The following is a 25,686-nucleotide window of genomic DNA, read 5'->3' on the forward strand; positions in this document are numbered from 1 at the left end:
TCACGGCCGACTCACCCGCAGGCGAGGAGGATGACGGGCATGCGGATGCGGGCGGACGTTGCGGTGGCGGCGGCGGTGGCGGCGATCTGCGCCATCGTGCTCAGCGGGCGGACCGGCGCGACACAGCACGGCGGTGGGCTGCTGGACTGGGCGGCCTGCGTGCTGCTGCCGGCGCCGCTGATCTGGCGGCGGCGGGCGCCGGTGCTCGTGCTGTGGGGGACGGCCCTGCTGCTCGTCCTGCTCGGCCCGGCCCGCATCGAGTCGCCGGCCGGGCTGTTCGTGCCGCTCGCGGCGCTGCATGCGGTCGCGCGCTACCGGCCGGCCCGGTTCGTGTGGCCCGGCGTCGCGGCGGTGGTGCTGCCCGGCTGGCTCAACCGGCTCGACGAGGCGTTCCCGTGGACGGCGTTCGCGGCGGTGACCGCGATCACCGTGGCGGCGGCGCTGATCGGGATCAACCAGCGGACCCGGCACGCGTACCTCACCGCGCTGGAGGACCGCGCCCGGCGGCTCGAGCTCGACCGGGACCGGGAGGCGCGCCTGGCGGTCGCGGAGGAGCGCACGCGCATCGCCCGGGATATGCACGACATCGTGGCGCACAACCTGGCGGTCATGGTGGCGCTGGCCGACGGGGCCGCGGCCACCGTGCCGGCGGACCCGGGGCGGGCCGCGGACGTGATGCGGCAGGCCTCGGCCACCGGGCGCCAGGCGCTCGACGACATGCGTCGCCTCGTGGGCCTCCTGCGCCGCGGGACGGTCGGGCCGCCGCGGCGCAGCCCCGTGGCCCCGCAGCCCGGCCTCGACGACCTGGACGCGCTCGTCGACGGGGTGCGGGCGGCCGGCGTCCGGGTGGCGCTGATCCGCGACGGCACGCCCGGGCCGTGGGGGCCCGGGGCCGGGCTCGTCGTGTACCGCATCGTGCAGGAGGCGCTCACCAACACGCTCAAGCACGCGGGGCCGAGTGCGGCGGCCGAGGTGCGGCTGCGCTTCGATCAGCGGTCGGCCGAGCTCACGATCGTCGACGACGGCGCCGGGCGGGCGGCGGGCATCCCGGACGCCGCGGATCGGCACGGGCTGACCGGGATGCGGGAGCGGGCCGCGTTCTACGGCGGGGCCGTCGAGGCGGGGCCGCGCGACGGGGCCGGCTGGCAGGTCCGGGCCCGGCTCAGCTTCGAATCGCCGGTGCTCGCATGACGGTGTCGGTGCTGCTTGTCGACGATCAGCCGCTGCTGTCCCTGGGCTTCCGGCTGGTGCTGGAGGCGCAGCCGGACATCGTCGTCGTCGGTGAGGCCGGCAACGGGGAGCAGGCGATCGCGATGACGCGGGCGCTGCGGCCGGACGTCGTGCTCATGGACGTGCGGATGCCGGTCCTGGACGGCATCGAGGCCACGCGGCGGATCGTCGGCGCGGGGGCGGCGGCCCGCATCCTGGTGCTCACGACGTTCGATCTGGACGAGTACGTGTATGCGGCGCTGCGGGCCGGGGCCAGCGGGTTCCTGCTCAAGGACGTGCCGCCGCACGACCTGGTGACCGCGATCCGCTCGGTCGCCGGCGGGCACGCGGTCGTCGCGCCGGCGGTGACGCGGCGGCTGCTCGACACGTTCCTGCCGCACCTGCCGGACCCGGCGGGCGGCCGTCCCCGCACGACGAGCGGCTGGATCGGCTGACCGGCCGGGAGCGCGAGGTCCTGACCCACGTGGCCGCCGGCCGGTCCAACGCCGAGATCGCCGCGGAGCTGTGCCTGTCGGAGGCGACGGTCAAGGTGCACGTCGGTCGTCTGCTGGCGAAGCTGGGGCTGCGCGACCGGGTGCAGGTGGTGGTGTTCGCCTACGAGCAAGGACTGATCCGGCCGCACCGATGACGGCGACGACGGCTGCGACGGGCAGGCTCGACGCGGAGCTCCAGGGGCGGTTCAGGCCTGCGGTGAGCGCCAGCAGCAGCATCGCGAACGGGATCGCGGCAAGCAGTGCGAACCGTGGGCGTGGGGCCGGCCATCGCCATATCACCGCGGCGGCCAGTGGCAGGAGGAGCAGGTCGACCGGCCGGACGCCGCCGCCGAAGAGGACCGCCGAGATGGCCGGCGGTGCGGCGAACAGGGCCAGGGCGGTGCGGCGGGCGCCGAGCAGCCAGGCCACCGTGACGGACAGGCGGAACAGCGTGGGGGCCAGGACCAGGGCGGTCCAGATGGACAGCGGGGACCCGGCGTCGGGGGCGAACGCGATGGCGCCGGTGGAGAGGAGGTAGGCGTCGCGGGCCGGCTCGGCGGTGAAGGCGATCAGGAGCGCGGCCATCAGCAGGGACGCCGCGCCGGGCAGGCGGAGGCGCAGGCCGAGGCCGATCACGCCGAGGGCCTGGCGGGGACTGGGGCGGTCGCGGCCCTCGTCGAGGTCGAGCAGCAGGCCCAGGAGTTCCTCGCCGCGGGCGGCCCGGTGGTCGGGCGGCAGCAGGTGCAGCAGCCGGCGGTAGCGGCGCTCCAGCGGTGCGGCGCTCATCCGCTCAGTCCCAGCCGGGGTGCGGGCTGCTGGGCGCGCCGGGCCAGGCGCTGCTTCGCCGCGCGGGCCTGGGTGGTCATCCGCTCGGTCTCGGCCTGCACCGCGGCGGCGCCGGTGTCGGTCAGGCGGTAGTAGCGGCGCAGGCGGCCGTTCTCCACCTCGTCGCGTTCGGGCTCGACCAGGCCGCGGCCGGTCAGGCGCTCCAGGGCCGCATAGAGGGTGCTGGCCCGCAGCTGGATGCGGTCCTGGGACATGGCGGCGACCTCGGTGACGAGGCCGTAGCCGTGCCGCGGCTGGTCCGCGAGGGCGGCCAGGATCAGGAACGACTGCTCACTCAGTGACTCCACACCGAGAGCATATACCATCGCGCGGTATATGCTCATGACCGGTGGGCGGCGCGCCTTCCGAGGACCAGCGCGGCCAGGAGCAGTACCAGAAACGCGGCGGTGATGACGGAGACGCCGGCCGAGTCGAGGCCGTGGGCGAGCCGCTCCTGGACGCCGGCGGCCGCCCGGATCACCGGGTCCCGCAGCGCGCGCGGCCCGTCGGCGGCGAGACGGACCTCATACCAGCCGTAGTACGCGACGTAGGCGCCGGTGAGCAGCATCAGGACGCCGGCCGCCCGCGCGATCAGCGGGCCGCTGCGGCGGACGCGGGCCAGCAGCGACGTGCGCACGAGGGCCACGGCGACGGCGGCCGCGCCGACGACCAGGCCCATGCCCGCGGCGTACGCGACGAACAGCCCGATGCCGTCCCACGCCGAGGACGCCTGCAGGCTCGACACGACGATGGCCAGGAACGGGCCGATGGTGCAGCTGAGGGAGGCCAGGGCGTACGCGGCGCCGAAGAGCGCCATCGACGGCAGCGAGCGGGTCAGCGCCGGGGCCCTCGACGGGCGCCACGGCAGGGCGGGCAGGCGGTGACCGGCCGCGAGCCAGCCGCCGAGGACCGCCAGCAGCAGGCCGAACCCGATCGTGAACCACGGCAGCCGCTGCGGCAGCCAGCCCAGCGCCGGGGTCAGCGCGGCGCCGACCAGGCCGAAGACGCCGACGAAGCCGATGGTCAGGCCGAGGGTGCTCAGCAGTGCCCGGCCGACCGCGCGGCGGCGGGACTCGCCCTCGTCGAGGACCAACAGGGACAGGTACGCCGGCAGCAGCGCGAAGCCGCACGGGTTGACGGCGGCGAGCACGCCGGCCGCGAGCGCCAGGAGCAGCATGGTCAGTGCTGGTCCAGGTAGGCGACCCACTGGCCCAGGGTGACGGTGTCCTGGTACCCGTTCAGCTGGATCTTGCCCTTGCGGTCGATCATGACGAAGAAGCTCTGCTGGGTGACGCCGAACTTGCGCCAGATGGCCCCGGCCGAGTCGTTGAGGTGGGTGACGTTGCCGACCTCGCCCTCGGCGATGAACTCGTGCATCGCCTTCGTGTTCTTGTCGAGCCCGGCGACGCCGACCATGGTGACCTTGCCGTCGTACTGTTTGGCCAGGTCCCCGACTGTCGACGCCTGGCCGAGGCAGACGGCGCACCAGGGCGCCCAGAACCACAGCACGACCGGGCGCCCGGCGTACTTTGCCGCGTCGAAGGGCTGGCCCTCGAGCGTGGTGCCGGTGAACTTGAGCGCGTCGGGGACCACCGCCGGTGCCGTGGGCGCGGTCGACGTCGCGGCCGGGACGACCGGGCCGTCCGAGGCCGCCGCGGCCTTGGCGTCGAACTTCGGGGCGGTCGCCGCGCCCGAGCCGCCGCACCCGGCCGGCAGCAGCACCAACGCCGCGAGGAGCACGGCCACGACCGGTCTGATGCGCATGCGAGCCCTCCCAGGATCGGCCTTCTCCGGGTCGTACGGAGCGCGGCCGTGCAGAGTTCAGCCCGGGGCGGGCGGCGTCAGGTCGAGCGCGTATCGGGTGCCGGGCTTGCCGCCGAGCTCGGCCGGGTCGGCCGGTCCGGTGGCGGCGAACCCGGCCTTGCGCAGCACCCGCTGCGAGGCGGTGTTGCGCTCGGAGACGGCCGCCCGCAGCGTGCGCAGCTGCAGGCGGTCGCGGGCCAGCGCGCACAGTTCGAGGACGGCCGCGGTCGCGACGCCCCGGCCGGCCGCGTGCTGCGCGACCCGGTAGCCGAGGTCCGCGGTACCGTCGCCGAGGTTGTAGAGGTTGCACCGGGCGAGGACCGCGCCGTGCGCGTCGAGCCGCAGGTAGAAGGCGCACGTGCCGGCGTCCTGGTCGGCCAGGTCGGCGGCGAAGTGCTCGGCGAACCGGGCGAAGTAGTCCTCGCCGCGGTCGGAGATCGTCGCCGCGAACCAGGCCCGGTTCGCCACCTCGAACGCCAGCACCGCCGCGGCGTGCCCGGCGGCCAGGCGCTCCAGCTCACGCACCGGCGGTGCCGCTGTCGCTCGCCGGTGCCTTGCCCGCGCCGAGCGTCAGCCCGCCGGGGACGCCGAGTATCCATCGCAGCATTCGAGGATAGTAATGGCGGCGCCGCCAACTGCGAGGGGCGCGGCGCCGCCGGGTGGGGTCAGCCGAGCAGCTCGTAGACCTTGGCCGACGCCTCGACGGCGCTCGTCGGGGCGGCCACCGGGGCGACCGAGCCGTAGCCGGTGAACGTCAGCTGGGTGGACAGGTCCGCGTCGGCGCCCGAGCCGTCGATGGTGAACGTGGCCAGGCGGCCCCGGTCGTCGAGGGTGGCGGTGAACGGGAGGGCCTTGGCCTTGTCGCCGGCGTTCTTCAGGGCGACGCTCGTCGGGGACAGGATGCCGTCGACGTCGGTGAGGTCGACGGTGCCGGTGAAGTGGGTCTTGTCGGTCTGCTTGACGTCGGCCAGGTCGGCCAGCAGGTCGTCGAAGCCGATCTTCGGGTTGCCGTTCGCGTCGACCGGGTGGCTGGTGCCGGTGGCCTTCGTGCGGTCGACGCGGATCCAGGTGCCGGGCTGCAGGTCGTACTTCTGGTTGAGCCCGTCGCCGAAGTCGGCCTTCACCCACATGTCGGGCGCCACGATCGTGTAGGCGAGCGCGATGTGGACGGAGGTGCCGTCGCCGCGCGGCAGGCTGCCGTTGAGGTCGACGAGCGCGGCGTGGGCGGTGTGGTCGACGCGGCCGCCGCCGCTCGTGTCGCCCTGTTTGATGCCGAAGTTGTACGCCACGGTGTCAAGCGCCTGCACCGCGTTGGCGAGGGCCTCCCGCGGCGGGACCGGCGGCGCGGACGGGGCGCTTGACGCCGCCGCCTTGGCCTTGCCGGAGCTCGTGGACACCGAGACGTCGCAGCCGGCGAGCGTGCCGAGCGTGAGGGCACCGGCGAGTACGACCGCTATGTGTTTCATGGTGTGTCTGTCCTCCTGGTCATGGGCCGCGGCGGGCGCGGCCACCAGGAGGGTAGGGGCGGCGACTTGCGAACGACTGTGCGCTGACTTGCGACGGCTGGCCGGTCAGGGGCAGGCGTCGGCCAGCTCGTGCAGCTGGGCCGCGGTCCAGCGCTGCTCGCCGTGCCGGTTGACGAGCACCAGCTCGGTCATCGCCGGCTGCCGGTTGGGGCACAGCGTGTCGGCCGCGGCCGGGGCGTGCCGCGGGTCGTGCAGCACCCGGGCGAAGCCCGGCCGGTCGAGGTCGTGCTCGGGGCGGGTCGGCTCCAGGTACACCACGAGGATCGTGGACAGGCCGGTCGGCGCGTTCGCGGGCCGGTCCGGCAGCAGCCGGTCCCCGGTGACGGCGGCCAGCCGGTAGATCCGGTTGGCCGTCGTGTCGGTGACCGTCGGTGTCCGGTCGTCCAGGCGCAGGTGCGCGCTGGGGTCGTTGCGCAGCAGGTTCGCGGCGAACTCGAGCTCGCGGCGCAGCGGCAGCTGCAGCGAGGCCTCGGCGGCGCCGGAGGCATTGCGCAGGACGCCGATCAGTGCGTCCGGGTTCTCCACGCGGCCGGACTCGGTGATGGCCCGGACCTCGGGTATGAGCTGCCCGGCGATGGTCAGGTCGAGCGCGGCCAGGAACTGCTGGCGGTCCTGGTCCGTCATGGTCCCGGTCCGGCCCCGGGTCATCGCATCGGCCGCGTTGAGCAGGACGGTCTGCAACGCCGGGTCGAGGGCGCCGACCTTCGGCGACGCCGACGGGTCGAACTGCAGCGCGGCCAGGCGCCGGCGGGGAGCGGGGTCGAGGCCGTCCAGCGCGGGGCAGTACACCTGTGCTGCCTTGCTCTGCTGCCCGGCGGCCTTGTCGTAGGTCATCGACGGTGTCGACGCGGACTGGCCGGGGTCGATGACGCCCAGGTGCGTCGTGACCGGCGCCATGCCGGGGCTGACCGAGGCGATGGCCGTCGCGTCGCACGGTGCGCTGCCCTTGTTCGTCACCTTCACGCTCCACGTGCACCGCTGGCCGGTGCAGTCGCCGTCGTCGGCCTGGGTGACGAACGACGGCGCGGTGAGGCGCACGTGCTCCTGCGACGCGGGTGGTGCCGGTGCGCCTGGCGAGCCCGCCTGGTCCGGCGGTGGCAGCACCTCGCCGACGGCCTGCTCCACCTGGGCGAGCGTCGCATCGTCCGCTGTGGACAGTGTGACCCCGACATACGGCGGCACGTTGTACGGCTGGTACGCGGGCCGGAACCGCCCGCCCGTCGCGTCCGGCAGCGGCAGCAGCCCGCCCCGGCCACCGCGCAGCCCAGCCGGCTGCAGCGGCCCGAGCCCGCTCAGGTGCCCGCCGAACCACACCACCGACCGCGGCTCGGTGCGCGCCTTGACCAGCAGCCAGTCGCCGTTGTCGAGCACGTCGGCGTCGCGCCCGAGCCACGGCACCGTCCCGGCCGCCTTCGGGCTGCCCGACGCCGCGAACCGCACGGACTCGGCGAGGCCCTTGGGCGTCAGGGCGCGCCCGATGTCGATCGGCAGGATCAGCCCGTCCTTCGGCAGGATCCACTTGTCGGCGAGCGCCGACGCCTGCGCCGGGGCCCGCCGCGACCACCAGTTCACGTCGGCCCGCACCACGGTCCGGGTCCCGTTCGTGCGCACCTCGGCCCGCCCGCCGCCGGGATCGCTCACCGTGCCCGTGCCGAGCCCGGCCGCGGTCATCGTGAACTCGGCGTCGACGAGTGTGCCGTTGCGGTCCCCGAACGTCATCGCCGCACGGGTACCGCGAGCGTCCGCGATCGCCGCCACCGCGTCCGCGATCCCGGCCGTCGGGGAGTCGTCGTGCGGTGTCGAGGAGCGCAGCGCGACGAACGCGATGCCCGCGACGGCGGCGACCGCGATGACGATGACCGCGGCGCCCAGCCCGATCAGCAGCCGGTTGCCGGCCGGCCGGCCCGGTGGCGGCGTCGGGGGCGCGGGCGGGGCGGGGGGCGCGGGCCGCTGGACGGGCACGGGCGCGTACATCTCGACGGGTGCCGGCCGCGGCGGCGGGGCCGGCGGCGGTACGAACGGTCCCGGCTTGCGCGGTGCGGGCTGGACCGGGTCGGGCTGGATCAGTGTGGGCTGGGCCGGTGCGGGCTGGACCGGCGGTGGTTCGACAGGCGGTGTGGCCCACAGCGGCAGGCGATCGGTGGGGGCGTACCGGTCCGGCGCCGGGTCACGCTCGGTGACCGGCAGCGCGTAGGCGTCGTCGTAGTCGTCCACCACGGAGAGCTCGGTCTGCTCGTCGACGTACGCGGCAAGCACCTCGACGGGCGCGGGAGGCGGGGGCGGTGCGGGTGCCTCGGCGGCGGGCTCAGCCGGCTCGGGCTCGGGTTCGGCCCGGTCGGCGGCCTGGAACGGCGGGGCGGCCCAGGGCGAGGGCGCGTCGAACGGCGAGGCCGAGTGCCGCCCGGCCCGCCTCCACGGCGAGGACTTCTCCGGCTCGCCGTCGCTCATCGCCGTCACCCCCCGGTGATTACTGAACGTCGTCAATGCGGTGCGCTGCGATGGTACCGCGTGCCCGCCCCCATGGAACGGGATGGAACGCGGCAACGGCGTGACCCCGGCTCAGCTCCAGCCGCCGCTGCCCGCCGCCCTGCAGGTCCTGAGCCGCTGGGCGCCGGCCCTGTGCGTCGAGGCGACAGCGGTGAGCGCCCCGATCCAGTGGCTCTCCCCGTGGGACGACCCGCCGCCACCCGAGCAGGCGGCCCGCTACGCCCGCCTCGAGTCGCTCCCGCGAGCGGTCCGCGTCCTGCGCCGCCCGGCCGTGAACCGGTTCGGCGTGGCCCAGCCGGAGCGGGTCGCCGAGCTGGCGTCGTGGCTGACCGAGGGCGCCGCGGCGGTCCTGGCCCCGGGGGAGCTGGCGCGGCTGGGGGAGCTGGTGCCGTACATCGCCGAGTTGCTCGTCACCTGGATCGCCGTCGACCCCGACGTGCTGCTGCTCGATGCGCCGGGTGAGCCGCCGCACCTGCTGCACCGCACCGGCGACCGCACGACCCGCTTCTCGCTGCGCCCGGCCGCGACCCCACCGGCGCCGGGGTCGGCGAGCCTCGCTGCGGTCGCCGAGCTGCTCGCGTTCGTCCTGCCGATCACGCCGGTGGGCGGCGTCGACTTCACCGTGCGCACCGCGGCCGCGCCGCCCGGGCCGGGCCTGGAGCCGGTCGAGGAGCGGCGGGTCCGCGAGCTGCTCTACCGGGCCGTGTTCATCCACGCGACGGCCATCGCCCACCCGGGGCAGGAGCTGGGCCGCCTGGCCGCCCGCCTGCTGCGCGACCTGCTCGACACGGCGGTGGCCACGGCGGGCGCCGGCGCGGCCTGGCACGCGTCGCCGCTGCCGGCCCCGCTGTGCTTCGCCGCCGAGGGCACGCCGGCGACGGTGGCCGTGACCGGCTCGGCGGGCACCGCCTACGTCACCTTCCCGGCCGTGGCGGGCTAGGGATCACGCGTCGCGGCTGTGCGTCGCCGCCGGGGGCACGGGGTCGACGGTGCCCGTGATCGGCTCGGCGGGCACCGCCTGCGTCACGCTCCCGGCCGTGGCGGGCCGGGCGTCACGCGGGGGAGCGGGGCAGGAGGTGCTCGCGGAGCAGGGGTGCGAGGGCCAGGTCGCCGGGCGCCGCCGGGTCGATCCAGCGCAGCTCCTCGATCTCGGCGAGCGGCGCGACCGGGCCGGTGAGCGGGGCGGTGAACACGTCGGCGTCGACGGTGAAGCCGGCCTCGTTGGCGGCGGGCGCGGCGAACCGGCCCAGGTGCCTGAGCGCGGCGGCGTCGACGCGCAGGCCGAGCTCCTCGTCCAGCTCGCGGACCAGGGCGTCGGCGGCGGACTCGGCCGGCTCCAGCTTGCCGCCGGGCTGCATGAAGACCGTCGTGCCGCGCTTGCGCACGACCAGCCAGCGGTCGTGCGGATCGCGGATGACCGCGGCGACGATGCGGAGCACAGGCACGGTGACGAGACTACTGGGCGGTGGATTGTTCAACGATCCGGCATTGTGCGATGCTGCTGGGCGTGACGCGTGCTGCTGCTCCGGGTGACTGGGCCCTCCGGCTGGCGGATGATCGTGCACAGCTCGACCGGGGTGGCTACGGCGAGCGGGTGGCCGATGTGCTGCGGGACCGGATCACCGAGGGAACCTTCCCGCCCGGGATGCGGCTGAGTGAGGAGGCGTTGCGCGAGGCGCTCGGGGTCTCGCGCAACACGCTGCGGGAGGCGTTCCGGCTGCTGTCGCACGAAGGATTGCTGACGCACGAGTTCAACCGGGGTGTGTTCGTCCGTGAGCTCACGGCCGAGGACGTGCGGGATCTGTACGCGATCCGCCGCATCCTGGAGGGCGCGGCGGTGCGCGGGGTTCGCTCCGCTCCGGAGGGCGCGCTCGAGCGGGTCCGGGAGGCGGTGGAGTCCGCCGAGGAGGCGGCCGCACGGGGCGCGTGGGTCGAGGTCGGCACCGCGAACATGCGGTTCCATCAGGCCGTGGCCGGGCTGGCCGGGAGCCGGCGGGTCAGCGAGACGGTGCGGCGGCTGCTGGCCGAGCTGCGCCTGGTGTTCCTGGTGATGTCGGCGCCGCAGCAGTTCCACGAGCCGTATCTGCGCACCAACCGCGAGATCTACGAGCTGCTCGCGGCCGGCGACGCGAAGGCGGCCGACAAGGCCCTGGCCGTCTACCTGGACGCGGCCGAGCGCCAGTTGCTGGACGCCTTCGAGCGCGCACCGGACGTCGCGTAGAGGACCGGCACGAGCACCGCCGCGACGGCCACGTGCATGAGGCCGAGCGGGATCCTCGTCGACAGTGGCGTGCCCGGGTCGAGCAGCAGCGCGAACGACAGGACAAGCACGGCCAGGGCCACGGCGGCCCAGATCGTGCGGGCGTGGCGGGTGAGGCGTTCGAGTACGGCCAGCAGCAGCCAGCCCAGCAGCGCCGAGACGAGCGCGAGCAGCACGACCACCACGACGTTGACGTCAAGCGGCGGGTCCTTCGCGTAGACGATCAGGTGGTGGCCGAACCCGATCACCGTGACCACCCAGATCAGCGCCGGTGCGGCGGCCGCGCCGAGGACGGCGAGGAGGCGGCTCATGTGAGCGCGCCGTGCAGGAACAGGTCGACGAGTTCGTTGACGGTGACGTCGGGGGTGAGCGGTGAGCGGCCACGGGTGAACGCGAAGGTCAGGAACACGGCGGCCGCCTTCTGCGGGGCCAGCCGGAGCTGATCCCGTTCGGGCTCGAACAGCTCCGCCACCGCGGCGAGGGTGGCCGCCTGGGACTGCTCCCGGCCGGTCGAGGCCGAGCGCAGGGCGTCGGGCGTGGCCGAGCGCTGCATCGGGTGGCCCGTCGAGTGCAGCGAGCCGATCACCGCGCCCATCCGGCCGAGGTGGGCCTCGAGGGTCTCGGCCGCCTCGACCAGGCGGTCGGCCAGGGGCTGCTCGAGCGCGATCGTCTCCAGGTGCCGCAGGACGTTCGTGGGGTCCATGGCCCGCTTGACGACCGCCCGCAGCAGCTCGTCCTTGTCGGCGAAGACCCGGAACACGGTGGCCTCGCCGATGCCGGCGGCCCGGGCGATCTGGGCCGTGGTGACCTTGCTGCCGTACTCCGCGACGAGCGGCAGCGCGGTCTGTAGGATCATCTCGCGGCGCTGTTCGGTGCTCATGCCCGGCGCTCGCCGCCGGGGCGTCTCGGTCGGGGTGGTGGCCGGCTGTGGTGTTGCGGATTCCGTCATGCGCCTCACGGTACGGAGTGAGTCCTCACTCCGTCAAGACCGGAGTGAGTGTTCACTCCGCGCGGAGAAATCGGCCGATGCGCATAAGACTATTGCTGAATCGTTGAACAATCCTCTAGCTTGAGGGTCTGCCTGCTCTGACGGTTCGTGAGGAGCTCATCGATGGCGCAGCAATCCGAACGGCACCTGGCACCCCGGCGGGTCATCCTGGCCGGCCTGGTCGGCACCTCCCTGGAGTGGTACGACTTCTTCCTCTACGGCTCGGCCGCGGCCCTTGTCTTCGGCAAGCTGTTCTTCCCGTCCTTCGAGTCGATGACCGGCACGCTGCTCGCGTTCGCCACCTACGCCGTCGGGTTCGTGGCCCGGCCGCTCGGCGGGATCGTGTTCGGCCACTTCGGCGACCGCGTCGGGCGCCGGGGCGTGCTCGTCGTGACGCTCGTGCTCATGGGCGGGGCCACGTTCGCGATCGGGCTCCTGCCCACCTACGCCACCTGGGGCGCCGCCGCCCCGATCCTGCTGGTGGCGCTGCGGTTCATGCAGGGGCTCGGGCTCGGCGGCGAGTGGGGCGGCGCCGTCGTCATGACGATGGAGCACGGCGGCGCCGAGCGGCGCGGTCTCAACGCGTCGTGGCCCCAGGTGGGGGTACCGGCCGGCAATCTCCTGGCGGCCGGCGTGCTCTGGCTGCTCAACTCGGTGCTCACGGACTCGGCGTTCCTGTCGTGGGGCTGGCGGCTGCCGTTCCTGCTGTCGGGGGTACTGGTGTTCGTCGGCCTGTGGATCAGGTTCGCGGTCGCGGAGTCACCGCGGTTCGCCGAGGTCGAGGGGGCTTCGGCGACGGCGCGGATGCCGCTGATCGAGGTGCTCACCAAGCACCCGCGGGGCCTGCTCGTGGCCATGGCCGCCCGGGTCGGCACCGACGTCGCGTTCTACGTGTTCACCCTGTACGTGCTCACGTACGTCACCGGCACCGTGAAGCTCCCCCGGGACTACGCGCTGTCGGCAGTGCTCATCGGCTCGGCGGTGCAGCTCGCGCTCATCCCGCTGTTCGGTGCGCTCTCCGACCGCATCGGGCGCCGGCCCGTCTACGCCGCGGGCGCCATCGGGGCCGCGATCTGGGCGTTCGCCTTCTTCCCGCTGCTGGACACCGGCAACCGGGGCGCGATCGTGCTCGCCGTGGTCGTCGCGCTGATCGCGCACGCCGCCATGTACGGGCCGCAGGCGGCGTTCGTGGCCGAGCAGTTCTCGACGCGCCTGCGGTATTCGGGGGCGTCAATGGGGTACCAGATCGCGGGGATCCTGGGCGGCGCCCTCGCGCCGATCATCGCGGTCAAGCTCGTCGCGTCCACCGGCACCGCGACGAGCGTCTCCATCTACGTCCTGGCCGCGCTGCTGCTGACCGGCGTGGGGCTGGCGTTCGCCCGCGACGACCGGCCCGCGCAGCCGGAGTCGGGTGCGAGCCCGGCCGCCACCAGGGTGGCGGCATGACGACGCCAGTGGTGCGCAAGCGGCCGCGGGACGTGTGGACCGCATCGATCCTGCTGTGCTTCTACGGCCTGCTCGGGGTGCTGCTCGGGCTGTTCGTCATCGGCCTGCTGGCCGACGAGGACGATATCCCGGGGTTCCTGACCGCCCTGTTCTACGCCAACGTGGTCCTGGCCGCGGCCGAGATCGCCGCGGGCGCGTTCGTCTTCATCGGCCGGGAATGGGGCCGGCGCCTCGCCGTCGGCGTGTGTGTCCTCAATGGACTCGGTGGCATCGCGTCGCTTGGCGCGGGCGTGGTGCTGCAGGCCCTGGTCGCCATCCTGGTCAACCTCGCGATCATCGTCACGCTGCACAAGCCGGAAGTGAGGCAGTGGTGCCGGCCCGGGTGAGGCGGCGCGCACCACTCGCGGCGGCGATCGTCGTGGGGGTGCTCGCCGTCGCCGGGACCTATCTGTGGCTGCGCCCGGCATCGGCGCCGCACGACGGCTTCGGCGGCAACCACGACCGCGCGGACTGCGCGCAGATCGAGCTCAGCGCGTCCACCGAGAAGGGCGACCTGCTCGCCGAGCTCGCCCGGCAGTACAACGACGCCGGGCGCACCTTCGGCGGGCGCTGCGCCGGGGTGGCCGTGCACAAGAAGACGTCCGGCGCGGCGATGGAGTCCCTCGTCACCGGCTGGAACCCCGAGCGCGACGGCGGCCCGGCGCCGCAGGTGTGGGCGCCGTCCTCGTCGCTCTGGCTCGGCCTGGCCCGCGAGCGGGCCTCCACCCTGGACAGGCCGGCGCCGCTGGCCGGCGAGCCCGGCGCCGAGGTGGCCTCGATCGCCCAGAGCCCGCTGGCGATCGGGATGCCCAGGCCGATGGCCGAGGCGCTCGGCTGGCCGGACAAGCCGCTGGGCTGGGCCGACGTGCTGCGGCTGGCGGCCGACCCGCGCGGCTGGGGCGCGCTCGGGCACCCCGAGTGGGGGCGCTTCACGCTCGGCAAGGACAACCCGCACCTGTCGACGTCGGGCCTGGCGGCGACGGTCGCGGCGTACTACGCGGCCAGCAGCAAGTCCAGCGACCTCACCGACGCCGACCTGAGCCGCCCACAGACCCGCGACTTCGTCCGCGGCGTCGAGGCCAGCGTCGTGCACTACGCCGACGACGCCGTGAAGTTCCTGGCCAACCTGGCCGAGGCCGACGCGCAGGGCCGCGCCACCTCCTACGTGAGCGCCGTCGCCATGCAGGAGCAGCTGGTGTACTCTACGACTCGGGCGCGCCCGACGGCGATCCCGGCCGGATCGGCAAGGGCCGGCGGCCCTCGGTCCCGCTGGTGGCGGTACACCCGCAAGACGGCACGTTGATGATGGATCACCCGTATGCCGTCCTGGCCTCGGCCACCGCGGAGCAGCAGGCGGCGGCCGCGGACTTCCTCGCGTTCCTGCGCGAGCCGGCCCAGCAGCAGCGTTTCGCCGACCTCGGCTTCCGCGACTACCAGGGCCGGGCCGGGCCGGCGCTCTCGGCGGCGATCGGGCTGCCGGGCGCGCAGCCACCGCTGTCGCTCATCGACCCACCGGCGCCGGCCGTGCTGTCGCACATGCTGACCGGATGGGACGAGCTGCGCAAGAAGGCGCGGGTCCTGCTGGTCATGGACGTGTCCGGCTCGATGGACGAGCCGGCCGGCGGCGGGCGGACCCGGCTCGAGGCGGCGAAGGAGGCGGCGATCCAGGGCCTGGCCCGGCTGCACCCGGATGACGAGGTGTCGCTGTGGCAGTTCTCGACCGAGGACGCCGGAGGGCCGCAGCCATACGAGCAGATCGTCCCGTTTGCAGCGATGCGAGACAATGGGGAGCGGCTGACCGCAGCGATCAAGGGACTGCATCCGGAAGGCGGCACCGCGTTGTACACGACCGTCCGCGCCGCACAGCGCAGCATGCTGGAGCACTACGAGACCGACCGGATCAACGCGATAGTCGTGCTGACCGACGGCAAGAACGAGTACCCCCGGGACAACGACCTGCAAGCGTTGCTGCGCGATGTCAATGCCGACACGCTCGAGCGCTCCGTGCGGGTGTTCGCGATCGCGTTCGGCGACAAGTCCGACCTCACCACGCTGTCGAGCATCGCGCGGGCCTCGCGGGCCGCGGCCTACGACGCCCGCAACCCGTCGACAATCAACGACGTGTTCATCTCGGTCCTGAGCAACTTCTGACGGCCAGGTGGTGGTGCGGTGAGGTTCCGGCGCGGGCTCTGCGCCTCCGCGGCCGTCGCCGCCGCGGGCGGCCTGTCCGTGTGGGCCGGGTGGTTCGGCTCCGCGGGGTGGTGGCGCGTGGTCCTGGTGCTGCTCGCCATCGGCGCCGCCCTGGCCGTCATGGCGTTCCTCGTGCCGGTGCTCGTCCTCGGCAAGATGCGAGACTCTGCATTGACGATCATCCTGACGGCGGCCGCGCTCGTGGTCGGGACGGCCTGGCTCACCGCCGCCGACATCGAGGTCCGCTCGGGCGAGTGGCAGCCGGTCGTCGTGACGGCCGAACGCTGCGCCGCGACGGACGGGGGCGGCTGCGAATGGAACTACCGCGTGACAGTCCTCAGGACCGAGACCGACCTCGGCTGGATCACGTGCGACGTCGACACGCTCAACCCCGGCGACCGCACAAGGGTCCGCGCCGACCCGCACGGCGAGCACCGCCCGAGCCTGGAGCCGTGCGCACACACCTGGCCCGGCTACACGACAGTCCTGCACGTGGTCTGGGCGGTGTGGGCCGTCCTCGTCGTCGCCGCGCTCCCGGCGACCGGCCGCCTGCGGGTCGCCTGATGGCCCGGCGTGCGCCCCGAGGGTGGACGGGCGCCGGGTGCGTCGCCGCCGCGTTCCCGGTGGCCGCGGGCGTGGGGGCCCGCGCATGAGGTTCCTGCGTGGCCTGGCCGGTGCGGCGATGGTGGCCGGCGCCGGTGGACTGTGCGTGTGGGCCGGGCACATCGGCTCCGCGGGGTGGTGGCGCGGGGTCGTCACCCTGCTCATCGGCGGGCTGGCCCTGGTGGTGCTGGCGTTCGTCGTGCCGGTGATCGCGCTGGAGAACTGGGAGGGCGTCGGGTGCCTGGCCATGTTCCCGGCGCTGATCCTGATCATCGCCACCACCTGGCTCACCGTCATCGACATCGAGGTGCACGACGGCCAGTGGAAACCGGTCACCGTGATGGCCGAGCACTGCACGTCGACCGACAACGGCTGCCAGTGGGAGTACCGCGTCAGCGACACCAAGACCGAGCAGGACCTCGGCTGGATCACCTGCGACGAGAGCACCCTCGACCCGGGCGACCACACCCGCCTGCACTACGACCCGACCGGCCACCACCGCCCCAACCTGGAGCCGTGCGCCCACACCGCACCCGGCTGGACGACGGCGCTGCACATCGTCTGGGGCATCTGGGCGGCCGTGATGCTCGCGGTGATCATCGGCACGGTCTTCGAGGAGTGGTGGGCGTGAAAGAGGGATCGCTGCGCGGCCTGGGTGCGGCCGTGCTGGTGGCCGCCTCGTTCGGGCCGACCGCACTCGCCTGCACGTCGACCCGGTCGGCCACCACCGCCCGGCCCTGGAGCCGTGCGCGCACACGTCACCCAGCTGGACGAGGACCCTGCACGTGATCTGGGGCGTGTGGAGCCTGATCGCACTGCTGGCGATCGTCGCCGTCTTCGCCAAATGGTGACGCCCATCGATTGACAATCGACAAATATCGAAGTACAAAGCTGTGAGAGCGCTCTCCAGTGTCCGCCCGGGCCGGCCGCCACCAGCCCGGGCGGCCACGTCTTTTCCGCCCACCCCGCTGTGCCTCTTTTGGTTGCTCCTCTCCCGCCTCTTGTGGCTGCTCCGCGCGCTCGGGCCCGCCGCGCCCGTCCGTGCTCACCGCCTGCGCGTTTCTGCGCGTTCGGTGTGCGCTGATACCCGGCTGTCCGTCGCGCGTGCTCGCGCCGATGCACGTTTGTGCGCGCCCCGCACATGTCGATGCACGGACACGAGCGACGTGCGCGTGCACATGGTCGACCACCGTGCGCGGCGGTGGCTGCGGGTGGGGCCGTTCGCGCGGTGCGAGGCCGGGGCTGAAGATGTGTGGATGTTTCCAGCTATCGATGCGTATGACGAGGGCATGCTCGACGTCGGCGACGGGCATCGGATGTACTTCGCGGTCAGCGGCAATCCGGACGGGCTGCCGGCGCTCGTCGTGCACGGCGGGCCCGGGTCGGGGTCGGCGGCGGGAGCGCGGCGGTTCTTCGACCCCGGCCGGTATCGGACAGTGCAGTTCGATCAGCGCATGTGCGGGCGCAGCACCCCGAACGCGGCGGACCCCGACGCCGACCTGCGCGCCAACACCACCGGACATCTGCTGGCCGACATGGAGCGGCTGCGCGTGCATCTCGGGGTCGAGCGGTGGGTGCTCTTCGGCGGGAGTTGGGGGTCCACGCTGATCCTGGCGTACGCCGAGCGGTACCCGGAGCGGGTCGCGGCCGTCGTGCTCAACGGGGTGACCACCGGGAGCCGGGCCGAGCTGGACTGGCTGTATCGCGGTGTCGGACGGTTCCTGCCGGCGCAGTGGGAGCGGTTCGCCGCGTTCGCCGGGCACGCCGCCGACCTGCCGGTCGCCTACGACCGGCTCCTGGGGGACCCGGCCACCCGGGACCGGGCCGTCGCTGAGTGGGTCGCCTGGGAGGACGCGGTCATCGCGCACGAGGTGACCGGGAAGCCGGACGCGTACAGCGACCGGCCGCCCCGGGCGCTCGTCACGTTCGTGCGGATCTGCGCGCACTACTTCGCGCGCGGGTGCTTCCTCGACGGGACCGATCTTGTCGCGGGCGCGGCGCGGCTGGCGGGTATTCCGGCCGTGCTCATTCACGGGCGCCTCGACCTCGGCGGGCCGCTCGACAACGCCTGGAAGCTGGCGCGGGCCTGGCCCGGCAGCGAGCTCGTCGTCATCGAGGGGGCCGGGCACACCGGCGGGCCGGCAACCACGGCGGCAGTCCTCGCTGCGCTTGATCGCTTTGCTCGGCTGCCGAAAACGGCATCGGAGCGCGAGGGGTCAACAAAAGACAACGTTTGACAGAAGTGGTGGCGGCGGGCGGCGCGACCGTGCTTGACGGGGTCGTTGGGTTGTGTGCATCTTTGACGGAACCTGAGCGATCCCTCTCGATGCATCGGAGCCGCCACCGATGAGAAGACGTCTGCTTGCCGGGCTCGCCGCCGGCCTGTTGCTCGCCGCCCTTGCGCCCGTGCTGCCCGCCGCGGCCGCCCTGCCTGAATACAGCACGGCCGAGGCCGGGAACCCGTTCGCCGACGGCTGGTACGCCGACCCGGACATCGCCGTGTACGACAACACCTACTGGGTCTTCCCGACCACGTCCAAGAGCTATGCCGAGCAGACGTACCTCGACGCGTTCTCCTCGACCGACCTCGTCACCTGGACGAAGCACGCCAACGTGCTCACCAAGGCGAACGTGTCGTGGGCGACGCAGGCGATGTGGGCGCCGGCGCCGATCGCGCGCAACGGGAAGTACTACCTGTACTTCGCGGCCAACGACATCCAGACCAACTCGGCGCTCGGCGGGATCGGGGTCGCCGTGGCCGACAACCCGGCCGGGCCCTACCGCGATGCGATCGGGCGGCCGCTCATCGGGCAGTACTACAACGGGGCGCAGCCGATCGACCAGGACGTCTTCATCGACGACGACGGGCAGGCGTACATCTACTACGGCGGGCACGGGCACGCGAACGTCGCCCGGCTCAACGCCGACATGACGAGCATCGGCACGTTCCCGGACGGCAGCACCTACAAGGAGATCACGCCCTCCGGGTACACCGAGGGGCCGCAGATGTTCAAGCGCAACGGCAAGTACTACCTGATGTGGTCGGAGGGCGGCTGGACCGGCCCCGACTACTCGGTGTCATACGCGATTGCGAGCTCGCCGCTCGGGCCGTTCACCAAACTCGACAGGGTACTGGCGCAGGACGCCGCGGTCGCGAAGGGCTCCGGACACAACTCCGTCGTCAACATCCCCGGCACCGACACGTGGTACATCTTCTATCACCGGCGCCCGCTGAGCGAGACCGACGGCAACCACCGGCAGCTGGCCTACGACCGCATGAACTTCAACGCCGACGGCACGATCGCGCGGGTCACGATGCGGGTGAAGGACAACTTCGCCGACGGCAACGCGTACGGCTGGAGGACCTACGGCGGCGCGTTCACGGCGACCGGCGGGCGGTATGAGGCGGCCGGTTCGCTCGGCGGAAAGGCGCTGCTGGACACCAACTTCGGCGACTTCAGCTACGACGCCGACGTGACAGTCACGTCCGGCTCGGGCGACGCGGGGCTGGTGTTCCGGACCACCGGCGCGGCCAACGGCACCGACGCCTACAACGGCTACTACGCCGGGATCAGCCCGGCCGGCCGCGTGGTGCTGGGCCGGGCCGCGAACAACTGGACCCAGCTGGGCACGGCCAACCTGACGGTCACGGCTGGAACGACGTATCACCTGCGGGTCACCGCGATCGGCTCCTCGATCAAGGTGTACGTCGACGACCTGAACACGCCCAAGATCTCCGTCACCGACGCGAGCTACGCGTCGGGCGCCGACGGCGTGCGCGTGTTCAACGCCGCGGCCGCCTTCGACAACGTGGCGGTCGGTGCGCCCACCGGGCCCGGGACCAACCTCGCGCAGGGCCGCCCGGCGACCGGGTCGGCGCCGTGCACCGCGTCGGAGGGGCCGGAGAAGGCCGTCAACGGCAGCGTCGCGGGCGGCAACGCCGACAAGTTCTGCTCGTCGGTCGCCGGGGCGTGGCTGCAGGTCGACCTGGGCGCGACGAGGGCCATCGGCCGGTTCGAGGTCGCGCACGCGCAGGCGGGCGGGGAGTCGTCCGCGTACAACACGAAGGCGTTCACGATCGCGGTGTCCAACGACGGCACGACGTGGACGACGCCGGTGAGCGTCACGAACAACACGGCGGCGAACACCACCCACACCGTCACCGGCGTCTCGGGGCGCTATGTCCGGCTCACCGCCGGCACCCCGGAACAGGGCACCGGCGGCGCGGCCCGGATCTACGAGTTGCGCGTGTTCTGACGGACGTACCGCGGCGCGGCGTGGATGCCGGTCTGGCCGGAGGGGAGGCCGTCGAGGAGGTTCTCGAGGCGCTTCACCATCGGGTCGTCGGCGTCCGCGTCGTAGTCGTCGGGGCGGGTCTGGTCGCGGCCCGGGCGCACCCGGGCCGCCCGCAGCAGCAGGGTGCCCAGCACCGCGATGGTGAGGTTCGCGGCGAGGGCGACGATCCCGACGTATAGCGGCCAGCCGTTTATCGTCGTGATCGAGCTGCCGAAGTGCTCCTTGACGATCGTCCCGCCCGGGCCGATCTGGGGGATGCGGTAGAGCATGACGACGCCGGTGCCGAGGCCCACCACGAGGCCGGCGATGAGGGCCAGGCGGTGGAACCAGTTCGTGAGCAGGCCGATGAAGCCCGCCGGGATCGTCTGCAGGATGATGACGCCGCCGATGAGCTGCAGGTCGACCGAGAACGCGGGGTCGAGCAGCAGGATGCAGAAGACCGCGCCGATCTTGACGACCAGCGACGTCCAGCGGCTCACCCGGGCCTCCTCGGCCGGGGTGGCGGCGGGGCGCAGGTAGGCCCGGTAGATCGAGCGGGTGAACGCGTTCGCGGCGGCGATGGACATGACGGCGGCCGGGATGAGCGCGGCGATGCCGAACGCGGCCAGCGCGATCCCGGAGGACCAGGCCGGGAACAGGTTGTGGAACAGCTGCGGCATGACGGTGTTGAGGTCGCGGCCCTGCGGGGTGACGGCCTGGGAGAGGGCGAAGAAGCCGAGCATGGCCATCAGCCCGAGCACGAGGCAGTAGATCGGCAGCGCGGCGGCGTTGCGCTGGACCGTCGAGCGATCCTTGGCCGCGAGCATTGTCGTCAACGCGTGGGGGTACACGAAAATCGACAGCGCGGAGCCGATGACGAGACTGAGATACGCCGTCTGGCCGGCGGAGCCGCCGAGCAGCAGCCCGTCGGACGGCGACGGCGTCGCGGCGAAGTGCGCACCGGCCTTGCGGAACGCGTCGCCCCAGCCGCCGTTCATGGCCACGATGAGCAGCGCGGCGACGACGACCCAGCCGAGCAGCACGTCCTTGGCGATGGACAGCAGCGCGGGCGCGCGCAGCCCCGAGCGGAACGTGCACAATGCGATGACGGTGACGCCGATCAGCAGCGGCCACTCGCCCGACAGTCCGACGGTCTGCAGCACCGCCTGCAGCGACGCGAGCTGCACGGCGATGTACGGCATGGTGGCGGCGATGCCGGTCAGCGCCACGGCCGCGCCGAGCCCGCGCGACCCGAACCGGGCCGCGGTGAACTCGCCGGGCGTCACGAACCCGTGCCGGTGCGCCACCGACCAGGCCCGGGTGGTGAAGATGAACGACAGCGGCGTGGTGATCGTCGCGAACGGGATGGCGAAGAAGCCCATCGCGCCGACGCCGTAGGTGAGGGCGGGGACGGCGACGAAGGTGTACGCGCTGTACATGCTCCCGCCGAGCAGAAACCACGTCGTCCAGTTGCCGAACGCGCGGCCGCCGACGCCCCACTCCTCGAGCGAGTGGATGTCGCGCGGCCGCCGCCACCGCGACGCCCCGACGCCGAGCAGCAGCATGGCCCCCATCAGCCCGATGAAGGTGAGGGACTCGACGCCGCCGGTCACCGGGGCCACTCGCTTTGCCTGTTGCGCAGTTCCCAGTCGCGGCGGCGGTTGCGCGCATGGACACTGACGAGGATCACCATGGCCAGCAGCACGCAGGCCATTTGGTAGGTGTAGAAGAACGGGATGCCCCAGACCATCGGCGTGGCCCGGTCGTACAAGGGCGTGAGCAGCGGCGCGATCGTCGGTATGGCCAATAACCAGTAACCGGAGCGCCGGCGGGCGGGCGGTGCCATCGAGCCTCCTTGCACGGATGAATCCGGGGGGTTGGCGCGATGGTACTGGCTGGTAACTTATTTGAACAGTTCGCTGTTCACCCAAATGCAACGCCGTGGAAATGTCCGTCGGCGACCACGGCGCGCGCACGAGCCCAGAGCGGCCGGCACGGGCACCGGCTCGGGACTGGGTCTTTGCTGTGGTCTATGAGCTGGGGCGATCGGAAGGCCAGGTGCGACCGCCGCAGACGGGCGAGGTGCGCACGTCCCACCGGCAGTAGGTACGAGCGCTCAGTGGTGCCGGTCCGAGCCGGGCCGGATCGACGCTCTTCATGCCGCCGGCCTTGTCGCCGAACAGGCGGCCGGCCTTGTCGATCGGCATGCGGTCGATGCGCACCTGATGTTCCCGGTATGACCCATCCTTGACGGTGTCCTCGCCGAGCGTGATGGGGACGGTCAATACCTCGACGCCGTTGTACTGCAACTGCACCGAGGGGTAGCAGTTCGGACCGGTGCAGACCGAGAGCACGTTCACGCTGTCACTCGGCTGCCGGTCGGCTTCCGAGAAGAAAACCTGAATGCTCGTTCGGTGGCATAAGATGGCCTTGTCAGCCGGCCCGACGATGGTTGTGTCGATCGGCTTGGTCGCCATGGTCTCTGAGGCCACCGAGCAGCTGTCGAGATTGTGCTCTCCGGCTCGCCGGATGTACCACAGCACGCCGGCGACGGTGGCGAGGACCAGGGCGAAGATGAGTGCGAGGGCTGGCCGGTTGGACCGCCACCGCGATCTTTGCGGAAGCCTGTCGGCGGGTGCGGCGACGAAACGCGCGTCGAGCACCTCGGGCCAGCCGTCCGATTGGGCGGACGGCTCGGATGTCACCGCCGTGGTCCGCGCCACTGTCGGCTGTTGTATCGGCGACAGGCCCCGCGGCATGCCGGCGACGGCCGTGAGTGTCTTGCTGGTCGTCGGCGCGGTGGCCGGCAGGGGAACCGTCGCTCCCTCGGCCATCGACGCCCTCAGGGCGCCTCGCGCGACCGCGAGATGCACGTGCCGTGACGCTACCGGCGCCGAAGTCGTGCCGAATGCGCTGTGCAGGCGTCTGTGCAGCAGCGGCATTCCCGCTGCGCCGCCGACCAGGAAGATGGCCGTCGGTGTGCGCCCCACTCCGTGAGCGGTTTGCTCGGCGACCCGCACAGCGGCGTCGATCGTGCGACGCGCGGCCGATTCCAGTTCATGTCGTGTGACTCGCACCTTGGAGCCGGTGAAGGGCTCCACTGGATCGGCGGAAGTCGTTTGGCTGAGCGACTCCTTGACTCTGCGAAGCGTCTCCCACCATGCTCGGCGATTCCTGTGCTCGGCCGACGTCTTTGGGTTGTTGAACTGCCGCACGGCGGTCTCAGGCAATACCGGCTCGACCGCTTTGCTCAGTGCTTCATCGATATCGCTGCCACCGAGACTGTCGTCGCCGCCGGTCGCGAGCACGTCGAAGCCGGCCTCGCTGCGGCGCAGCATCGCGATGTCGAGCGTGCCGGCACCCATGTCGAAGATCAGGTAATCAGCGCCATTGGGCACGGCCAGCGGATATTCCGCCAGAATCTGGTGTGCGGCGGCCGTGGCCTCGGGAATGAGATCGACGTTGCTCAGGCCAGCCCTCTCGGCCGCGGCGCGCAGGACTGCCTGCCGAGGCGTGCCCCAGGTGGTGGGATAAGTGAGGACGGCGGCATCGAGCGGCAGTGTGCTGTGATCTTGTGCCTTGAGCACGACCGTCCTCAGCACCGTGGCGATGACTTCGACGACAGGAAAATCCTGGCCGGCCAGGTGAATTACGTCGCTGTCTATCCAGCGCTTTGGATGCGGCTCGAATGCTCCCGGTTCGCTCAGGCCGGCGAAGACCGCTCGCTCGCCGCAGATCAGGTGACCGTTCTCGAAGCAGACGGCGGACGGCATCGTCGTAGCGCCGTTGTCAAAGACCACATCAGACTGTCCAGCGCCGGGGATGTACATCGAGGCCGCCGTGTTCGATGTGCCGAAATCGATGCTGAGGAGCGTGCCGCACTCATACACGGCGCAGAGGTTAGCGAAGACGCTTCCTGGAGGCGCACAGAACGATGAACAATGGCGCTTATTCGGGATGCCTCAATACCGAGTATTCGTGAAATGGGGGATATTGCGTGCTGCTCTGCGACCGGGCGCGGATCACCAGGCTCGGCGGTGCGGGATCGAGATGATGGAAGGGCTCGTCGCTGCCGGGCTGAGGTCAGCGGCCCAGGGCGCGGCCGGCGCCGGTGACGACCGTGGTGGCCAGGACCCAGCCGGCCGCCATGACCAGGACGGCGACCGCCTTGTCGGCGCCGACCGGGTTCCAGGCGTGCTCGTGGCCCAGGTCGACGAGCGGCACGAGCAGGTCCAGGGTGTACAGCAGCGGGTCCCAGGTCGGCGACTCGCCCGGCTTGACCGGGGCCAGGGGGCCGTGGAGCGCGAACCACGTGCTGCCCCCGGCCAGGACCGCGATCAGCCACAGCAGCGCGCGGGCCGGGCGGTAGCCGAAGCCGATCGTCGCGTCCTGCACCGCGCCCCAGGAGGCGCCGAGGCGGCCCATCGCGCGGTGGCGCCGGCGTTCGCGGACGCGTAGGACCTGGCGGGCCTCGCCCTCGCGGCCGTCGCGGCGCAGGGCGGCGGCCAGCTGGTCGTAGGGGCCGGGGGTGAAGGCGGCGTCGAAGCGGGCCATCCAGGCCAGACGCTCGCGGGCGGTCCACGCCTTGGTGTCGTCGGAGCGGCGGCTGATCCGGTCGTAGGTGAGCCCGGCGAGCTCGACGGTGCACGCGGGCGGCCAGGTGGCCGGGTCGTCGACCAGCCGGCCGACGTGCGCGTCGCGCAGGACGATCGCGCCGGCCGAGTCCGGGGCCGGGCGCAGGGTGAGCATGGCGGTGCGGGCCTCGATCAGCAGCAGGGCGGAGCCCTCGGCGGCCCGCAGTACCGTGCCCTGCAGGGTGATGGCGCCCTCGGCGCGCACGCCGATGAGCATCACCAGGCCCTCGGCCACAGTGCCGTGCAGCCAGATCCCGCCACCGACGACGGCGCCGTTCGCCCGGATCGCCGTGGCGTCGGCCGCCGCCGCGTGCGCCGTGGCGTTCGCGAGGTTGAGGTCGCCGGCGATGCGGGCGCCGTCGATGCGGACCCCGGCCGGGTAGACCGTGCCGTGGCCGAGCTTCGCGTCGCCGTCGACCACTGCCCGCTGCACGTCGACCTCGGCGCCGAACGTGGTGCCCGACAGGTCCAGCCCGCCGCCGACGACGATGTGGTGCAGCCACGCCCCGGCGGCGACCCGGGCGTGGCGCAGCCCGAACCAGCGGCGCACGCGCAGCGACTCGGCGTCGATGGACGGCAGCTCGCACTCGTCGAGGTTGACCGAGCCGATTTCGGCGTGGTCGAGCACAAGTGGCTCGTCGAACGTGCACCGCCGCAGCCGCAGCGGGGCGTCGAAGCGCGCGCCGGTCAGGTCGAGGCGGCCGGTGATCCGGGCGCCGGTCAGGTCGACGCGGGCGGTGCGGCCGGGGCGCGCGGGCGGGCCGGCCAGCAGCAGCTCGGCGACCACGGCGGCCCGGACCGGGGCGCCGCCGGCGTCGAGCGGTGTCCCGGTGCGGAAGGCGTGGCGGAGGGCGCGTTCCGTCCGGGTCAACATACGGTGATCTATACCATCCTCACTCTCAGGAGT

24 protein-coding genes and 1 pseudogene are annotated in these 25,686 nt (G+C 72.7%); 11 read left to right on the top strand and 14 right to left on the bottom strand.

Annotation, left to right across the window (positions count from 1 at the left end):
- Nucleotides 1–39 precede the first annotated feature (39 nt).
- Together Dvina_RS16270 and Dvina_RS16275 are read left to right on the top strand one after the other, a co-directional pair.
- Nucleotides 40–1,191 carry a sensor histidine kinase gene (locus tag Dvina_RS16270; RefSeq protein WP_223103315.1) on the top strand — a complete coding sequence of 384 codons (1,152 nt, stop codon included), beginning with the start codon at nucleotides 40–42 and terminating at the stop codon, nucleotides 1,189–1,191.
- Nucleotides 1,188–1,858: pseudogene (locus Dvina_RS16275) on the top strand (response regulator). Before Dvina_RS16270 ends, Dvina_RS16275 begins: the two are co-directional and overlap by 4 nt.
- On the opposite strand, the gene Dvina_RS16280 reads toward Dvina_RS16275, so the two are convergent.
- From Dvina_RS16280 to Dvina_RS16310, 7 genes are all read right to left on the bottom strand, one after another.
- Entirely contained in the window at nucleotides 1,755–2,489 is a 735-nt protein-coding gene (locus tag Dvina_RS16280) for a hypothetical protein (protein WP_223103316.1), read from the bottom strand. The pseudogene Dvina_RS16275 and the gene Dvina_RS16280 sit on opposite strands and share 104 nt — an antisense overlap.
- A complete protein-coding gene (locus tag Dvina_RS16285) occupies nucleotides 2,486–2,836 on the bottom strand; it encodes a PadR family transcriptional regulator (protein WP_246656253.1) in 351 nt (116 codons plus the stop codon). The genes Dvina_RS16280 and Dvina_RS16285 overlap by 4 nt, the downstream gene beginning before the upstream one ends.
- 32 nt (nucleotides 2,837–2,868) lie before the next feature.
- Complete coding sequence (locus Dvina_RS16290) at nucleotides 2,869–3,735, bottom strand: cytochrome c biogenesis CcdA family protein (protein ID WP_246656254.1); 867 nt, start codon at nucleotides 3,733–3,735, stop codon at nucleotides 2,869–2,871.
- On the bottom strand, nucleotides 3,708–4,292 hold the full coding sequence (locus Dvina_RS16295) for a TlpA family protein disulfide reductase (protein WP_223103318.1): 585 nt from the start codon (nucleotides 4,290–4,292) through the stop codon (nucleotides 3,708–3,710). The genes Dvina_RS16290 and Dvina_RS16295 overlap by 28 nt, the downstream gene beginning before the upstream one ends.
- A 57-nt stretch (nucleotides 4,293–4,349) precedes the next feature.
- Complete coding sequence (locus tag Dvina_RS16300) at nucleotides 4,350–4,856, bottom strand: GNAT family N-acetyltransferase (protein WP_223103319.1); 507 nt, start codon at nucleotides 4,854–4,856, stop codon at nucleotides 4,350–4,352.
- A gap of 140 nt (nucleotides 4,857–4,996) precedes the next feature.
- On the bottom strand, nucleotides 4,997–5,797 hold the full coding sequence (locus Dvina_RS16305; RefSeq protein ID WP_223103320.1) for a hypothetical protein: 801 nt from the start codon (nucleotides 5,795–5,797) through the stop codon (nucleotides 4,997–4,999).
- A 105-nt stretch (nucleotides 5,798–5,902) separates the two neighbouring features.
- Nucleotides 5,903–8,305 carry a VOC family protein gene (locus Dvina_RS16310; protein ID WP_223103321.1) on the bottom strand — a complete coding sequence of 801 codons (2,403 nt, stop codon included), beginning with the start codon at nucleotides 8,303–8,305 and terminating at the stop codon, nucleotides 5,903–5,905.
- Nucleotides 8,306–8,387: 82 nt separating this feature from the next.
- Between Dvina_RS16310 and Dvina_RS16315 the strand changes: the two genes are divergently transcribed.
- Nucleotides 8,388–9,284 carry a hypothetical protein gene (locus Dvina_RS16315; RefSeq protein ID WP_223103322.1) on the top strand — a complete coding sequence of 299 codons (897 nt, stop codon included), beginning with the start codon at nucleotides 8,388–8,390 and terminating at the stop codon, nucleotides 9,282–9,284.
- A 112-nt stretch (nucleotides 9,285–9,396) separates the two neighbouring features.
- Here the strand turns inward: Dvina_RS16315 and Dvina_RS16320 are convergent, their stop codons facing one another.
- The gene (locus tag Dvina_RS16320) at nucleotides 9,397–9,789 is read right to left on the bottom strand and encodes an NUDIX hydrolase (protein WP_223103323.1); all 393 of its coding nucleotides are present in this window, start codon (nucleotides 9,787–9,789) and stop codon (nucleotides 9,397–9,399) included.
- A 62-nt stretch (nucleotides 9,790–9,851) separates the two neighbouring features.
- Here Dvina_RS16320 and Dvina_RS16325 point away from each other — a divergent pair, with 62 nt between their 5' ends.
- A complete protein-coding gene (locus Dvina_RS16325; RefSeq protein ID WP_246656256.1) occupies nucleotides 9,852–10,565 on the top strand; it encodes a GntR family transcriptional regulator in 714 nt (237 codons plus the stop codon).
- Here the strand turns inward: Dvina_RS16325 and Dvina_RS16330 are convergent.
- Together Dvina_RS16330 and Dvina_RS16335 are read right to left on the bottom strand one after the other, a co-directional pair.
- The gene (locus tag Dvina_RS16330; RefSeq protein WP_223103325.1) at nucleotides 10,502–10,915 is read right to left on the bottom strand and encodes a DUF6069 family protein; all 414 of its coding nucleotides are present in this window, start codon (nucleotides 10,913–10,915) and stop codon (nucleotides 10,502–10,504) included. The two genes, Dvina_RS16325 and Dvina_RS16330, sit on opposite strands and share 64 nt — an antisense overlap.
- Nucleotides 10,912–11,553 (bottom strand): TetR/AcrR family transcriptional regulator, encoded by a 642-nt coding sequence (locus tag Dvina_RS16335; protein ID WP_223103326.1) that lies wholly within the window; start codon nucleotides 11,551–11,553, stop codon nucleotides 10,912–10,914. Before Dvina_RS16335 ends, Dvina_RS16330 begins: the two co-directional genes overlap by 4 nt.
- A 162-nt stretch (nucleotides 11,554–11,715) precedes the next feature.
- Here Dvina_RS16335 and Dvina_RS16340 point away from each other — a divergent pair, with 162 nt between their 5' ends.
- The 7 genes from Dvina_RS16340 to Dvina_RS16370 all read left to right on the top strand — a co-directional run bounded on the left by Dvina_RS16340 (nucleotide 11,716) and on the right by Dvina_RS16370 (nucleotide 20,127).
- Nucleotides 11,716–13,038 carry an MFS transporter gene (locus tag Dvina_RS16340; RefSeq protein WP_223103327.1) on the top strand — a complete coding sequence of 441 codons (1,323 nt, stop codon included), beginning with the start codon at nucleotides 11,716–11,718 and terminating at the stop codon, nucleotides 13,036–13,038.
- On the top strand, nucleotides 13,035–13,424 hold the full coding sequence (locus Dvina_RS16345; RefSeq protein WP_223103328.1) for a hypothetical protein: 390 nt from the start codon (nucleotides 13,035–13,037) through the stop codon (nucleotides 13,422–13,424). Before Dvina_RS16340 ends, Dvina_RS16345 begins: the two co-directional genes overlap by 4 nt.
- A 571-nt stretch (nucleotides 13,425–13,995) precedes the next feature.
- A complete protein-coding gene (locus Dvina_RS16350; RefSeq protein ID WP_223103329.1) occupies nucleotides 13,996–15,228 on the top strand; it encodes a VWA domain-containing protein in 1,233 nt (410 codons plus the stop codon).
- Nucleotides 15,229–15,246: 18 nt separating this feature from the next.
- Nucleotides 15,247–15,831: a hypothetical protein gene (locus Dvina_RS16355; RefSeq protein ID WP_223103330.1), complete on the top strand. Its 585-nt coding sequence runs from the start codon at nucleotides 15,247–15,249 to the stop codon at nucleotides 15,829–15,831.
- Between the two features lie 85 nt (nucleotides 15,832–15,916).
- The gene (locus tag Dvina_RS16360) at nucleotides 15,917–16,501 is read left to right on the top strand and encodes a hypothetical protein (RefSeq protein WP_223103331.1); all 585 of its coding nucleotides are present in this window, start codon (nucleotides 15,917–15,919) and stop codon (nucleotides 16,499–16,501) included.
- Between the two features lie 625 nt (nucleotides 16,502–17,126).
- Nucleotides 17,127–18,107: a prolyl aminopeptidase gene (gene pip, locus Dvina_RS16365; RefSeq protein WP_223103332.1), complete on the top strand. Its 981-nt coding sequence runs from the start codon at nucleotides 17,127–17,129 to the stop codon at nucleotides 18,105–18,107.
- Nucleotides 18,108–18,216: 109 nt separating this feature from the next.
- Nucleotides 18,217–20,127 (top strand): family 43 glycosylhydrolase, encoded by a 1,911-nt coding sequence (locus Dvina_RS16370; RefSeq protein WP_246656257.1) that lies wholly within the window; start codon nucleotides 18,217–18,219, stop codon nucleotides 20,125–20,127.
- Here Dvina_RS16370 and Dvina_RS16375 read toward each other — a convergent pair.
- From Dvina_RS16375 to Dvina_RS16390, 4 genes are all read right to left on the bottom strand, one after another.
- On the bottom strand, nucleotides 20,106–21,719 hold the full coding sequence (locus tag Dvina_RS16375; RefSeq protein ID WP_223105558.1) for a sodium:solute symporter family protein: 1,614 nt from the start codon (nucleotides 21,717–21,719) through the stop codon (nucleotides 20,106–20,108). The genes Dvina_RS16370 and Dvina_RS16375 overlap by 22 nt on opposite strands.
- Before the next feature lie 35 nt (nucleotides 21,720–21,754).
- Nucleotides 21,755–21,991 carry a DUF3311 domain-containing protein gene (locus Dvina_RS16380; RefSeq protein WP_223103333.1) on the bottom strand — a complete coding sequence of 79 codons (237 nt, stop codon included), beginning with the start codon at nucleotides 21,989–21,991 and terminating at the stop codon, nucleotides 21,755–21,757.
- A 184-nt stretch (nucleotides 21,992–22,175) separates the two neighbouring features.
- Nucleotides 22,176–24,035, bottom strand: a complete 1,860-nt coding sequence (locus tag Dvina_RS16385) for an Hsp70 family protein (protein ID WP_223103334.1) — start codon at nucleotides 24,033–24,035, stop codon at nucleotides 22,176–22,178.
- Between the two features lie 193 nt (nucleotides 24,036–24,228).
- The gene (locus tag Dvina_RS16390; RefSeq protein ID WP_223103335.1) at nucleotides 24,229–25,653 is read right to left on the bottom strand and encodes a hypothetical protein; all 1,425 of its coding nucleotides are present in this window, start codon (nucleotides 25,651–25,653) and stop codon (nucleotides 24,229–24,231) included.
- Nucleotides 25,654–25,686 lie beyond the last annotated feature (33 nt).

This window comes from Dactylosporangium vinaceum, from assembly GCF_019904175.1.
GTDB lineage: Bacteria > Actinomycetota > Actinomycetes > Mycobacteriales > Micromonosporaceae > Dactylosporangium > Dactylosporangium vinaceum.

Coding starts and splice junctions, on each gene's coding strand:
- Dvina_RS16370 (WP_246656257.1), top strand. CDS start 18,217: ATGAGAAGACGTCTGCTTGCCGGGCTCGCCGCCGGCCTGTTGCTCGCC.
- Dvina_RS16280 (WP_223103316.1), bottom strand. CDS start 2,489: ATGAGCGCCGCACCGCTGGAGCGCCGCTACCGCCGGCTGCTGCACCTG.
- Dvina_RS16390 (WP_223103335.1), bottom strand. CDS start 25,653: ATGTTGACCCGGACGGAACGCGCCCTCCGCCACGCCTTCCGCACCGGG.
- Dvina_RS16380 (WP_223103333.1), bottom strand. CDS start 21,991: ATGGCACCGCCCGCCCGCCGGCGCTCCGGTTACTGGTTATTGGCCATA.
- pip (WP_223103332.1), top strand. CDS start 17,127: ATGTTTCCAGCTATCGATGCGTATGACGAGGGCATGCTCGACGTCGGC.
- Dvina_RS16360 (WP_223103331.1), top strand. CDS start 15,917: ATGAGGTTCCTGCGTGGCCTGGCCGGTGCGGCGATGGTGGCCGGCGCC.
- Dvina_RS16315 (WP_223103322.1), top strand. CDS start 8,388: ATGGAACGCGGCAACGGCGTGACCCCGGCTCAGCTCCAGCCGCCGCTG.
- Dvina_RS16340 (WP_223103327.1), top strand. CDS start 11,716: ATGGCGCAGCAATCCGAACGGCACCTGGCACCCCGGCGGGTCATCCTG.
- Dvina_RS16375 (WP_223105558.1), bottom strand. CDS start 21,719: ATGGGGGCCATGCTGCTGCTCGGCGTCGGGGCGTCGCGGTGGCGGCGG.
- Dvina_RS16310 (WP_223103321.1), bottom strand. CDS start 8,305: ATGAGCGACGGCGAGCCGGAGAAGTCCTCGCCGTGGAGGCGGGCCGGG.
- Dvina_RS16330 (WP_223103325.1), bottom strand. CDS start 10,915: ATGAGCCGCCTCCTCGCCGTCCTCGGCGCGGCCGCCGCACCGGCGCTG.
- Dvina_RS16295 (WP_223103318.1), bottom strand. CDS start 4,292: ATGCGCATCAGACCGGTCGTGGCCGTGCTCCTCGCGGCGTTGGTGCTG.
- Dvina_RS16270 (WP_223103315.1), top strand. CDS start 40: ATGCGGATGCGGGCGGACGTTGCGGTGGCGGCGGCGGTGGCGGCGATC.
- Dvina_RS16345 (WP_223103328.1), top strand. CDS start 13,035: ATGACGACGCCAGTGGTGCGCAAGCGGCCGCGGGACGTGTGGACCGCA.
- Dvina_RS16305 (WP_223103320.1), bottom strand. CDS start 5,797: ATGAAACACATAGCGGTCGTACTCGCCGGTGCCCTCACGCTCGGCACG.
- Dvina_RS16335 (WP_223103326.1), bottom strand. CDS start 11,553: ATGACGGAATCCGCAACACCACAGCCGGCCACCACCCCGACCGAGACG.